We start from the raw sequence: 12,598 nt of genomic DNA, 5'->3' as shown, positions 1-12,598 counted from the left end.
CCCCAACCCCTCCCCTGAAGGGGAGGGGCTTTTATGTCCGCCACGGCGGATAGCGTCGATATTCGCCCGCCTGATACAGGCACAACCGGTTCCCCGCCGGATCGCTCAGCCGCGCCTCGCGCCAGCCCCAATCCTCGTCGGCGGGCATCTGCTCGAACTGCACCCCGCGCCGCGCCAGATAGGCGACCCAGGCGTCAAGCGCGCCGCTCTCCAGATAGGTCGTCGCCCCATCTTCTCCCCTCCCGCTTGCGGGAGGGGTCGGGGGAGGGCCTGTTTCATTGGACGAGGTAGACGACATGCCCTCCCCTCGCCCCTCCCGCAAGCGGAAGGGGAACACATGAATCGACAAGGTCACGCCGTTGATCGCCTCGAAACGCGCATAGCCATTGTCCGGACTGTCGACGATCTGCGTCAGCCCCATCTGCCGGTAGAAGGCGACCGAGGCCGCATAATCCCGCGCGGGCAAGGTGATCTGGTTGAGCGCTGGCCCGGTGAACAGCCCGTCGTTGCGCACCGCCTGTTGCCCCATCGGGCCATGCCCCTGCCCCAGCCCCGGCGCGTCGAGCAGCGACAACCGCACAAAATCGCGCGCGCGCGCGACGGCCGGTTCGAGCGGCATGCCCTGCGCCAGCCCGCAAGCGATCGCGCTCGCCAGCGTGCAGCCGGTGCCATGGGTGCTGCGCGTGTCGATGCGCGGCGCTTCCCACAAGGCGATCGTGCCATGTTCGGTGACCAGCCGGTCGATGATCGTTTCGCCCGCGCCGTGCCCGCCCTTGACCAGCACCGCCGCGCTGACCTTGTGCGCATAAGCGACCGCTTCAGCCTCGATATCGGCGTCGGCGATCGACTCGCGCCCGCACAGCGCCGCGAGTTCGGGCAGATTGGGGGTCACCACCGTGCTCAGGTTGGCAAGCAACTCCATCGCATCGACCGTCTTGCGATCGGCGAGCCGCGCGCCGCTGGTCGCGATCATCACCGGATCGAAGACGAAGGATTCGCCATAGACGCCCGAGATCATCTCCTCGGCGACCGCCATCGCAGTGTCGGCGCCGCCGAGCATCCCGATCTTGACCGCGTCGGCCCCGATATCCTCGGCGACGCAGCGCATCTGCTGCACCACCATGGCGGTCGGGATCGCGTGGACGTCCTCGACCCCCAGCGTGTTCTGCGCCGTGATCGCGGTGATCGCGGTCATCGCATGGCCGCCGAGCATCGTGACCGTCTTGATATCGGCCTGAATCCCTGCGCCGCCCCCGCTATCGGAGCCGGCGATGATCAGGATGCGTGCGGTCAAACCTTATACTTCCGCACCGTCGAGCCCGGATATTTCGCCAGGATCGCGCCTTCGCGCAGCGGCCGGTCGAGCAGGTCGCCGCCGCAATTGGGGCATTGTTCGTCCAGCCGGTCAGCGCAATTGGCGCAAAAGGTGCACTCCATCGAACAGATGAAGGCGCCATGCATGTTCGCGGGCAGATCCTTGCCGCATTTTTCGCAATCGGGACGCATTTCGAGCATAGAAAATTCCTTATAATCCGTTCGCCCCGAGCGTATCGAAGGGCGGTTCTTCCTTTCCGCCTTTAGAGAAAAGAAGGGTGCTTCGACAACCCCGGGTCAAGCCCGGGCACCAACGGAGCGAGATAAAAGATTCAGCGGGCAGCAGCCACGCGCACCGCATCGCAGATCATGTCGACGACCTGCTCGACCTGCGCCGCATCGTCGCCCTCGGCCATCACGCGAATAAGCGGTTCGGTGCCCGAGGCGCGGATGACGAGGCGCCCGCGCCCGGCCAGCGCAGCTTCGCCCTCGGCGATCGCTGCCTGCACCTGGCTGTCGTCGAGCGGCGCGCCGCCCGCGAAGCGCACATTTTTCAAAAGCTGCGGCACCGCATCGAACTGGTGGAGCAATTCGCTCGCCGGCTTGCCCGACGCAACCAGTTCGGCAAGCACCTGCAGCGCCGCGAGCGTGCCGTCGCCGGTCGTCGCATGGTCCGACAGGATCATATGCCCCGACTGCTCACCGCCGACATTGAATCCGCCCGACTTCATGCGTTCGAGGACATAGCGGTCGCCGACCTTGGTCCGCTCGAGCGTCAGCCCCTGCCCCTGTAGGAAGCGTTCGAGGCCGAGGTTCGACATCACCGTGGCGACGACGCCGCCGCCTTTCAGCCGTCCCTGCCGCGCCCAGCTCGCCCCGATCAGCGCCATGATCTGGTCGCCATCGACGATCGCGCCCGCCTCGTCGACTACGATCAGGCGGTCAGCGTCGCCATCGAGCGCGATGCCGATGTCGGCGCCGCTCGCGACGACGGTTTCCTGCAGCAACCCCGGCGACGTCGATCCGCATTTGTCGTTGATGTTGATGCCGTTGGGGGTGACCCCGATCGCGACGACATCGGCGCCGAGTTCCCAGAACACCGTCGGTGCGCTGTTATACGCGGCGCCATTGGCGCAATCGAGCACGATCTTCAGCCCGTCGAGCCGCACCGATTCGGGCAGGCTCTGCTTCACCGCGTGGATATAGCGCCCGCGTGCGTCGTCGATGCGCTTGGCGCGCCCGATCTGCGCGGGTTCGGCGAGCTTGGGTTCGCTCGCGAGCAACAATTCGATCTGCGCCTCGTCGGCGTCGGACAGCTTGTAGCCGTCGGGGCCGAACAGCTTGATGCCGTTATCATAATAAGGATTGTGGCTCGCCGACAGCATCACGCCCAGGTCGGCGCGCATCGAGCGCGTCAGCATCGCGATCGCCGGCGTGGGCATCGGCCCCACCTGCACGACGTCCATGCCGACGCTGGTGAAGCCCGCGACCAGCGCATTTTCCAGCATATAGCCCGAAAGCCGGGTGTCCTTGCCGATCACGACGCGGTGCTTGTGCGCCCCGCGCAGGAAATGCGCGCCCGCCGCCATGCCGACGCGCATCGCGACCTCGACCGTCATCGGGATCTGGTTGGTCAGCCCGCGGATGCCGTCGGTGCCGAAAAACTTGCGCATGCAACCTCTGCCAAATAAGCCGGAACAAAGCCCACGTCATTCCTGGGACGGCAGTAGGTCACCCGTTTTTTGTTGGCAAGCTGAGCGGCGCTTCCAAGGGGAATTTGAACTTGAAATCGGCATGGATCATCCTTGGGGCGCTGGTTGCCGGCATGTTGCTCGGCATCGCGGTCGAAAGCGTCTCGCTCGACGCGGCGACCACCTCGCTCCCGTTCATCGAACCGATCGGGCTGCTCTGGCTCAACGCGCTCAAGATGACGATCGTGCCGCTTGTCGTCGCGCTGCTCATCACCGGGATCACCGCCACGGCCGACGCGGCGCGCGCTGGCAAGCTCGCGGCGCGCTCGGTGATGATCTTCCTCGCCGCCATCTTCCTGTCGGGAACGATGTCGCTGCTGATGACGCCGCTGCTGCTGCGCCTCTTCCCGCTCTCGGCCGGGGCCGCCGAAGCGCTGCGCCATGGCCTCGGCGGCACGACCGAGGCCGGGCCCTCGCCGACCTTCGGCGATTTCCTGCTCTCGCTGATCCCGACCAACCCGATCGCCGCTGCCGCCGAAACCGCGATCCTGCCGCTCATCGTCTTCACGACGATCTTCGCCTTCGCGATCACCAAGCTCGAAGCGCCGCAGCGCGCGACGCTGTCGGGGCTGTTCAAGGCGCTGGGCGACGCGATGCTGATCGTCATCGGCTGGGTCCTCGCGCTCGCGCCGATCGGCGTCTTCGCGCTCGGCTACGCGCTTGCGGTCAAGGCCGGGGTCGCGGCGTTCGGCGGGCTCATCCATTATGTGCTGATCCTGATGGCGATCGGCGTCTGCTGCGTCATCCTCGGGCTGTTGCTCGCCTGGCTCGTCGTCGGCATTTCGCTGCCGCGTTTCGTCCGCGCGATGGTGCCGACGCTGGCGGTCGCGATCAGCACGCAAAGCTCGCTCGCCAGCCTGCCCGCGATGCTCAAATCCTCAGAAGAGCTCGGCGTCGATCCGAAGAAGGCCGACGTCGTCCTTCCGCTCGCGGTCGCGCTGTTCCGCTTCACCAGCCCGGCGATGAATCTCGCGGTCGTGGTCTATGTCGCCTGGCTGTTCGGCATCGAACTGACCCCGTGGGAAATGGCGGTCGGGCTGGGGGTGGCGATGGCGGCAGCGCTGTCATCGGTCAGCCTACCCGGTTCGATCAGCTTCGTGACCTCGATCGCCCCGATCGCCGTGTCGATGGGGGTTCCCGTCGCACCGCTCGGGCTGCTCGTCGCGGTCGAGACCTTCCCCGACATCTTCCGGACACTCGGCAATGTTATCGGCGACGTCGCCGCCACCAAATATGCCGCCGACGGCATCAAAGACGAACCCACAGGAGAGACGCCATGAAATATCGCAAGCTCGGCCACGGCCTCGAAGTGTCCGCCATCGGCATCGGCTGCATGCCGATGATCAAGGGCGGCAATATCCTCTATGGCGAAGCTGCCGACCTCGACGAATCGACCGCGACGATCCACCGCGCGATCGACCTCGGCGTCACCTTCTTCGACACCGCGCAAATCTATGGCCCCTTCTCGAACGAGGAGCTGCTCGGCGCGGCGATCAAGGGCAAGCGCGACGGGCTGGTCATCGCGACCAAATTCGGTTTCAAATTCGACGGCAACCAGATCGTCGGCGTCGACGGCTCGCCCGCCAACGCCCGCAAATCGTGCGAAGGATCGCTCCAGCGGCTCGGCATCGACACGATCGACCTCTTCTACCAGCACCGCGTCGATCCCTCGATCCCGATCGAGGAAGTCGTCGGCGGGATGATGGAGCTGGTGCACGAGGGCAAGGTCCGCCACATCGCTTTGTCCGAATCCGGCCCCGACACGATCCGCCGCGCCGCCAAGGCCGCGCCGATCACCGCGCTGCAGAGCGAATATTCGATCTGGGAACGCGATGTGGAGGAGGAAATCCTGACCGCGTGCCGCGAAAATGGCATCGGCTTCGTGCCCTATTCGCCGCTCGGCCGCGGTTTCCTGGCGGGCGCGGTGCGCAGCCGCGACGAGCTTCCCGAAAATGACTGGCGCCGCAACGACCCGCGCTACAGCGAGGAGAATTTCCCCGCCAACCTCGCGATCGTCGACGCGATCGGCGCGGTCGCCGACCGGCACGGGGCGTCGAAGGCGCAAGTCGCGCTCGCCTGGCTGCTCGCGCAGGGCGACGACATCGTCCCCATCCCCGGCACCAAGCGCCGCGCGACGATGGAGGACAGCGTCGCCGCCGCCGAACTGACGCTCACCGCCGACGACCTCGCCGCGATCGAAGCCGCCGCGCCGATGGGCGGCACCAGCGGGCCGCGCTATGGCGAAATGGGGATGCGGATGGTGCGGCTCTAGAACCGCTAAGGCACGACACGCTGCACGACACGCCGGGCCTCGCGGAACTCGTCGCCGCGATAGTCGAAGCCATTGGCGGACAGAAATGCGAGTGCATTGTTGATGATGCGAAGCGCCGCCGCGCCGCGCATCATCCGCAGCAGGGCGACCACGCCCAACAGCGCCCGGTCGACAAGCTGATGTCGTTCTTCCTCCGACAATGGCGGCGCCCGGCGCGGCGCCAAAGCGAGCAGCGCGTCGAGCGCGTCGGTCACGACCTGCAAATCGGCCTCGTCGCGAGTGTAATTCAACTGTGGCAGCAGGACGTCGAACGCCGCTGCATAGGCGTCGAACGCGTCGGCGAAGTCTCCGCTGCCGACCAAGGCCGCGCCCCGGGCGATCGCGTCCCGTCCGTCGTCCGTCGGCGCCCGCGGATGGCCCGCTGCGGCCAGCATCTGGTCGATCTGTTCCAGGGCGCGTTCGGCCGGGTCGCGTTCGGGCGAACCGGGCGGGCACAGAGCGATCAGCCGCACCAACAGCGGCCGTGCGCGAACCGGATCGCCCGCCTGGGCGTGGGCTTCGATCAGATTGCGCAGGCTGGCGCGCAGCATGTCCGCCGTTTCGGCATCGCCGATCCGGTCGTGGATCTGGTCGGCGACGGCGAGCGCCTCGGCCAAGTCGGATCGGCGTTCCCACATCCTGTCCGCCCGGTCGAAGACGCGGGCGCGGACGGTCCGGGCCACGACCAGATCCCGCTGCGCCGCAATCCGCGACGGTGCGTCCGCAAGGACGGCGTAGATGATGTCGACGCTCTCATGCGCCAGGCCGATCGCGGTCTCAAAATCATCGGCTTTGGCGGCGAGCCGATTCAGCAGCCGCGACAAATTGCTTCGATCCTGAAGGTCGCCGCCGTCGGCCAACCGCCGCGTCAGCAAAAGGCATTCGGCTTCCGCTGCGGTCGACGCCGCCATGTCGCCGACGGTGTCGAGCGGATCGATCGAGGATTCGAGCGACAAGGCGACGCCGCGGCGTTCCTCCGTTTCGTCGATGACGCCGGCCTGGCGGGCGCTCTCGTGCAAATGGCGTATCTGCGCCAATATCTGCACGGCGGCGCGCGGGTCGCCCTTCGCGCCCTCAAAGCGCCCGAGGATCAGCAGGACCCCGGTCAGGCCGGAGACCGCCGGTCGGCTAGGTTGGCGCTCCATCGCGAATTCATAATATTGCCGGGCCGCGCCAAGCCGCGCGATCGCATCGTCATATCGCCCCTCGAGGCCCGCCACATCGCCCAGCAGCGCGATCCACACCGCCAGCGGTACCGCCGCCTCGGGCGTGACCTGTCCGGCATGGACGCGATTCAGCCATTCATAGCGCCGGCCACCGAGCCACTTGGCGAAATCAAGCCGATTGAGGGCGATCGCCGTCTCGGCCGCCGCGACCAGCGCCTCATGCGGCAAGGCGCCAAGCAATTGCACCGACGCATCATCCTCCATCCCGTCATAAGCTGCGTTGAAAAGGCGCAGCAAGGCGTCGGCCTGCGTATCGCGCTCATCCGTCGTCAGCATTTGCGCCGACGCCGCCAGCGCCGCCAGCACGCGCTGGTCAAAATCGGATGGCTGGTCGATCAATGTCGCGGCAACCTGCGCTGCGGTGGCGATCGCATGATGGCGGCTTCGCCCCGCGTCGACATCGATCAGGTCGCCGAGAATTTTCTGCAACGCCGGACGCAGCGCCGCCTTCACCGCCGCCTCGTCATGCAGCCCCTTTATGTTGCGGCGCAATTGCCCCGCAGCCTGCAGGAACAAGCGCTCGGTAAATCCGCCGACCACCCCGTCGCTGTCAAAGGCCATGACGCTGAACGGATTCTGTCCGCGCATCAGCGGTTCGCCCAGATCATGGCCGAGCAGCGCCTGCCCCGCCGCCTCGACGACCTTGCGCACCACGCGCATCCCCTGCACGCTCGCCAGCGCCAGCGCTTCGCGGACCTCGGGGGCGACATGCGCCGCCGTCAGCCGCGCCAGCACCACCTCATGCACGCGCTGCGACCGCGCCAGCGCCTCGGCCAGCCCCTCGTCGGTCAAGGCGCGCGCCGGATCGAAATCGTGGAACAGCCGCGGTTCGGCGCGCAGATAGGCGATGACCTGTTCCAGGAAGCGCGGATTGCCGTCGACCGCGCCAAGCAGCGCGCCGCGCTGGTCGGCGGGCAAGCCCGGCAAGGCCGACCGCAGCGCGGGATCAAGATCGTCGAGCTTCGCCAGCGCGATCTCGCGATAATTTTCGCTGTTGAGGTAAGCGCCCGGCGTCCCGGAAATCGGCCCCGGCTCGTCGCTGCCGCCATGGCGCGCATGGTGGACCAGCGTCGCGACCGACCGGCCGCCGCGATCGGCGTCGAGCGCCCATTCGGTCTGCCAATGCGTCATCACGATCATCACCGGCCAGCGCTGCGTCATCGCGGCATGGGTCAGCCGCTCGATGAAGCGCAGCAGCCCGGCATCGGCAGCGGCGAATTGTGCGTCGTCGATCAAAATCATCGCCGGCACCCGCGCATAGCCCAGCCGGGCGGCGGGATTCAGCACCTGTTCGAGGTCGGCGAGCAGCGCATCGACGCGGTTCTTCACCAGCGTGTCGCCCGCCGACGCCTGCGCCGCGCCCTTGCCGATCTCGCCCTGCAGCAGCTTGACCGAATCGAGGAAGGCGCCGCCGACCGACAAGATCGTGTCGACCTGCAGTGCGCCGGCCAGCGCATCGACGCCCGCTCCGGCCCAGATCTTGGCCAGCGAAGCACCGGTCCCCGCCATACGCGCGCGCATCGACATCGCGACGAGATGCGGCGCGAGGAAGCGGTCGTGGAGCGCGACGCTGTCGCCGCCCCCGGCCTGCGCCGCGATGCCCCACCACAGGAACGGGATCGGCCGGTCGAAACGGCATTGGTCGGGCGCAAAATTGAGATGCAAGCGATCGGACACAAGGCGTGCCGGATCGGGCCAATAGCCCGGCGGGTCGGACAGCTCCGCCACCTGCCGGCGCAGGAATTCGAGCACCAGCCGGGTCTTGCCGACCCCCGGCTCGGCGGCGAGCAGGACCAGCTGCGGCTGCGGATTCTCGACATCGGACGCCCGCCGCCAACAGGCGTCGAGCGTTGCCAGCTCGGCCTCGCGACCGCAAAACGGCAGGTCGGTGGTCATCGTCGCAGCCCCCACTCCGCTTGGTTAGGGCTGCACTTTCAACATCTTCACCGCCTCCGTCAACTGGTCGACCTTCTCGTGCAGCCGCATGATCTCCAGCTCGGCGCGCAGGTTGATCTCATAGTCCAGCCCGGCCGCGATGCGATCCTTCGCCGCCGCGCGATTCTGGCTCATCATAATGATCGGCGCCTGCACCGCCGCCAGCGTCGACAGCATGAGGTTCAGGAAAATGAACGGATAGGGGTCGAACGCCATTCCCCAGCGCGCCAGCACGTCCGAATTGAGCAGCATCCAGCCGAGCAGCACGGCGGTGAACAGGAGGATGAAGCCCCAGGACCCGCCGACCGCCGCGACCTTGTCGGACAGGCGCGCGCCGAAGCTCGCCTCGGCATCGTCGAGGTCGGCGGCGTCGCGGCTGATCAGGCGCCGGTCGGCAATCGCCCGCAACACGCGTTGTTCGTCGGCATCGAGCTCGTCGAGCGATCGCCCGAGCAACCGCAGCGACAGGTCCGCGACATGCGTATCGGTGGTCACGTCCGTATCGCGCCTATTCCGGAAGCCGGCTGCGCAGCGCCAGGCTGCCCAGTGTATCGACGTCGGTCACCTGGCCGGTAACCGGCGGCAGCCCCGCGACCCGCGCGCGCGCAATGGGCAGGTCGCGCGCCGACTGATCCGAGACGACGAAGAATCCGGCGGCGCCCAATTGCGCCTGCAACGGCGTGCCGAAAGATGGCGAGCGCATGAAGCTGCCGATATAGGTCGTCTGGCCGGGCCGAACCACAAACTCGATGCGGAACGGCTTTTCGGACGACCACAACACCGAACCCCCACCCGGCGACTGCCCGCCAAAGGCGAAATTCTCGATGACGTAGCGCCCCGGCGGCAGGCGGCGCGCCACGACATGTCCGGTTTCGACCCCCGTGAAATCGGGTTTCTTGATCTTCAGCGTGAATGCCCCGCCCAGTTTCGGTTCGATCTCGCCCTTCGAATCGTCGACTGCGCTTCCGTCGGGTGCGGCAATGCGGCGATAAGGAAAACCAAAATCCATCCCGATGCGTATCGTACCGACCGAATAGACGAGATAACCCCCATCGTCGCCGGCATAGTCGGACGTCGGCGCTTTGGCCGCGACGCTGGCCGAGAACGACAACGCCAAAATCGCTGCGATAAAATGAAAGAAACGCAACACGCTAACCCCCATAATCGATGAGCGCTTTGTCAGCCGCATATGGCTCATCCCACCCAGCGCCAGATCCCCGCGACCATATAGCCGAGTGCGCCATGCGCCCAGGTCGCGACGATCCACAGCACGATGCCGCCAAACAGCGCGTGCGGCCGCGGGATGGTGTCGATCCACGATCCGCGCCCGCCGAGTTGCCGCGCGAAGGGCACAAAGCTCGTCCGCGCCGCCCAATGACGCCAGCTATCGCCCATCAGCCGCGCTTTCTTGACATCCTGTCCCGCCGATCCGGCGAGCGCGAGAAAGGCGATGATGCTCGACAGCACAAACTGGCCCGGGGTCGGCATCACCAGCGCATGCGCGAGCGCCCATAGCGCAAAGCCCCACATCATCGGATGGCGGGTGATCGCATAGACGCCGCGCGGCGCGCCCTGCGCGGCGGCGGCGGCACCCGGCGCGGGCAAGGCCGGATTGCCGATCAGCGATCCCATGAACAATATGCTCGCGAACAGCACGAGCGCCGACGCGAAGATCCACAGCCCGTCGCCGACCGCCCAAAGCGGCGGTTCGGGCGGCATGCCGCGCCAGGCCTGGATCAGCAGGATGAAGGTCGCGATCGCGACGATCGAATAGATCAGCTGGAACGGCCGCTCGCCCATCCGACTGGCGAGCGGCGTTCGCAGCGGGTGCGACAGCACAAAATGGGTGCCGACGAACAGCGCCCCCGTGGTGATCAAAAGCGACATCGGTTGCATGGAGCTTTCCCTCTCCTTCTTCCCCGGTCCGCCGCTTGTCTTCAGGTGCGACCGTCTACCTGTCGTAAGCCTTGGGCAATGCGCCTTCCTGCGGCGTCAGATAGCGATCGCGCAGGCGGTCCTGCCTTGTCACCAGCGATTGCGCCTTGCCGTCGATCCACACCGCGGTCGGGCGGCTGCCGAGTTCGAGCGGATCATTGTCCCAGATCACGACGTCGCCGACCCGTCCCGCGCGCAGCGATCCGATGCTGGCGTCCATGCCGACCGCGCGCGCCGGTGCGCTGCTGATCGACGCGAAAGCCTGATCCCAGCTCATCCCGCTCGCGCCGGGCAGCTTCGCCAGACCGACGAGGTTGCCCGCATATTGCGTCGCATAGCCCATTTTGTGCGCATCGTCGTCGTCGAACACCCCGACCGACACCGGCACCCCGGCGGCGAAGAGCCGCCCGGCGTTCGATTGCGTCGCGCCCAGTTGCTCGAAGCTGCCCGGCAGATCGGTCAGCGGCGACACCAGCACCGGCACGCGTGCGGCGGCGATGTCCTTCGCGACCAGCCAGCCCTCGGTCGCGCCGACGAGCACCAGCTTCAAGGCCGGAAACTCGGTCTTCAGCTTGAGCACGTTGAGGATGTCGGTCGCGCGGTCGACCCGCACGAACAGCGGCGTGGTGCCGTCGATCACGCGCACCAAAGCATCGGCGTCGGCGCGCTGGATCAGCGCGTCGCTGCCCCATTCGGCGAGCGTCGCGGAGTTGCGGGCGTAGCTGCGCGCCGCGAGCAATTGTTCGCGGAACAGCAGGTAGAGCGCGGCGCGGCTGCCGCCGGCGGTCGCCGAACCCTCCTCGCCGAACGCCACATATTGCAGCGCGCGGGGCTTGGTCACCATGTCGTTATCGTCGGCGAGGTCGACGACCGCGCCCTGACCCGCGAACAGCCCGCCGCTGCCGCCCGGCGCCACGATCGCGCGGGTGACGCCATTGGCGCGGTTGACCGCGATCGGCGACCCCATCGGGTTCAGCGCCGGCGCGATATCGAGCCCCGCCGAGAAACGCGACTTGCTCGCCGACCGGTCGTTGGTACCGTTCACCGTATCGACCTCGGTCAGCCCGACCCTGCTGAACGCCGCGACGATGCCCGGCGTGACCCAGCGCCCACCCGCATCGACGGGTTCGATGCCGGCGGGCACAGCCACGCCCGCGCCCGCCGCGACGACCTTGCCGCCGCGCACGACGACGGTGCCGCCGTCGATCGGCGCACTGCCGTCGCCGATGACAAGCTTGGCGTTGGTGATCGCGACATCCTGCGCCGCAGCGGGGGCGGCAAGTGCTAAGGCTGCAATCAGCGCACTCCCCAACCCCGTTCGTGTCGAGCGAAGTCGAGACACGCTGGCGCCGGCTTTCACGTCCCTCGACTTCGCTCGGGACAAACGGAGGTGGGTGATGGTGTTCCGGAGACGGCTCATTTCACGTCTCCTTCGCCCGGCTGGCCGAGCTCGAAATCGCTCACCGGCCGCAGCTTCGGATTCATCGCATCATACATCATCGCGCCGTCGATCCACACTTTCTCGGGCCGCGTATAGGCGCTGAACGGATTGCCGTTCCACAGCACGACGTCGGCCATCTTGCCGGGCTTCAGACTGCCCGTCTTGTCACCGATGCCCAGCGCCTTGGCGGGATTGTACGACAGCCAGGTCCACGCCTGTTCGTCGCTGATCTGCATGCCCATGCGGCGGCCCGAGGCGAGCGCCTTCGCCGCTTCCTGGTTCAGCCGCTGGATCTGGTTGGCGTCGTCCGAATGGACGATCGTGCAGGCGCCGGCCTTGTACACCAGCGGAATATTCTCGGGCACGCTGTCATAGGCTTCCATCTTGAAGCCCCACCAGTCGGCCCACATCGCCGAGCAGATGCCCTCTTTCGCGAGGATATCGGCGATCTTGTAGCTTTCGACCGCATGGTGGAAGGTCGAGACCTTATAGCCGAATTCCTTCGACATATCGATCACCAGCGCCATTTCGTCGGCGCGGTAGCAATGATTGTGGACGAGGATCTCGCCCGACAGCACGCCCGCGAGCGTTTCCATCGCGAGGTCGCGGTCGACGACCTTTCCGTCGTCCATCTTCTTCTTGTAAGCCGCCGCCTTCTGCCAGGTCGCACGGTTGACCGCAAAAT

At 66.8% G+C, this 12,598-nt stretch carries 11 protein-coding genes; 2 read left to right on the top strand and 9 right to left on the bottom strand.

The annotated features are described in order from the left end of the window. Positions 1 to 31: 31 nt before the first annotated feature. The 3 genes from thiD to glmM all read right to left on the bottom strand — a co-directional run bounded on the left by thiD (position 32) and on the right by glmM (position 2,987). Positions 32 to 1,294 carry a bifunctional hydroxymethylpyrimidine kinase/phosphomethylpyrimidine kinase gene (thiD, locus tag ACREB7_RS18795; RefSeq protein WP_431593796.1) on the bottom strand — a complete coding sequence of 421 codons (1,263 nt, stop codon included), beginning with the start codon at positions 1,292 to 1,294 and terminating at the stop codon, positions 32 to 34. Continuing rightward, complete coding sequence (locus ACREB7_RS18790; RefSeq protein WP_194952849.1) at positions 1,291 to 1,515, bottom strand: DUF1272 domain-containing protein; 225 nt, start codon at positions 1,513 to 1,515, stop codon at positions 1,291 to 1,293. Before ACREB7_RS18790 ends, thiD begins: the two co-directional genes overlap by 4 nt. A gap of 131 nt (positions 1,516 to 1,646) precedes the next feature. Beyond that, positions 1,647 to 2,987 (bottom strand): phosphoglucosamine mutase, encoded by a 1,341-nt coding sequence (glmM, locus tag ACREB7_RS18785; RefSeq protein WP_431593795.1) that lies wholly within the window; start codon positions 2,985 to 2,987, stop codon positions 1,647 to 1,649. A 110-nt stretch (positions 2,988 to 3,097) separates the two neighbouring features. On the opposite strand from glmM, the gene ACREB7_RS18780 reads away from it, so the two are divergent. Together ACREB7_RS18780 and ACREB7_RS18775 are read left to right on the top strand one after the other, a co-directional pair. After that, positions 3,098 to 4,345 (top strand): dicarboxylate/amino acid:cation symporter, encoded by a 1,248-nt coding sequence (locus tag ACREB7_RS18780; RefSeq protein WP_431593794.1) that lies wholly within the window; start codon positions 3,098 to 3,100, stop codon positions 4,343 to 4,345. After that, positions 4,342 to 5,337 (top strand): aldo/keto reductase, encoded by a 996-nt coding sequence (locus ACREB7_RS18775; protein WP_431593793.1) that lies wholly within the window; start codon positions 4,342 to 4,344, stop codon positions 5,335 to 5,337. Before ACREB7_RS18780 ends, ACREB7_RS18775 begins: the two co-directional genes overlap by 4 nt. A 5-nt stretch (positions 5,338 to 5,342) precedes the next feature. Here the strand turns inward: ACREB7_RS18775 and ACREB7_RS18770 are convergent, their stop codons facing one another. From ACREB7_RS18770 to ACREB7_RS18745, 6 genes are all read right to left on the bottom strand, one after another. Beyond that, on the bottom strand, positions 5,343 to 8,498 hold the full coding sequence (locus tag ACREB7_RS18770; RefSeq protein WP_431593792.1) for an ATP-binding protein: 3,156 nt from the start codon (positions 8,496 to 8,498) through the stop codon (positions 5,343 to 5,345). Positions 8,499 to 8,522: 24 nt separating this feature from the next. Next, the gene (locus ACREB7_RS18765) at positions 8,523 to 9,032 is read right to left on the bottom strand and encodes a DUF1003 domain-containing protein (protein ID WP_431593791.1); all 510 of its coding nucleotides are present in this window, start codon (positions 9,030 to 9,032) and stop codon (positions 8,523 to 8,525) included. A 13-nt stretch (positions 9,033 to 9,045) separates the two neighbouring features. Beyond that, positions 9,046 to 9,687: a hypothetical protein gene (locus ACREB7_RS18760; protein WP_431593790.1), complete on the bottom strand. Its 642-nt coding sequence runs from the start codon at positions 9,685 to 9,687 to the stop codon at positions 9,046 to 9,048. 44 nt (positions 9,688 to 9,731) lie between these two features. Next, entirely contained in the window at positions 9,732 to 10,433 is a 702-nt protein-coding gene (locus ACREB7_RS18755) for an NnrU family protein (RefSeq protein WP_431593789.1), read from the bottom strand. Between the two features lie 55 nt (positions 10,434 to 10,488). After that, positions 10,489 to 11,814 carry an amidohydrolase family protein gene (locus ACREB7_RS18750; protein WP_431593788.1) on the bottom strand — a complete coding sequence of 442 codons (1,326 nt, stop codon included), beginning with the start codon at positions 11,812 to 11,814 and terminating at the stop codon, positions 10,489 to 10,491. Positions 11,815 to 11,888: 74 nt separating this feature from the next. Then, positions 11,889 to 12,598 (bottom strand): amidohydrolase family protein (locus ACREB7_RS18745; RefSeq protein ID WP_431593787.1); only part of this gene is annotated, 710 nt, incomplete at its 5' end.

This window comes from Sphingopyxis sp. (genome assembly GCF_050725615.1).
Lineage (GTDB): Bacteria > Pseudomonadota > Alphaproteobacteria > Sphingomonadales > Sphingomonadaceae > Sphingopyxis.
Note: the sequence above shows the minus strand (reverse complement) of the source record. Positions and strands in the feature narration are given on the sequence as shown.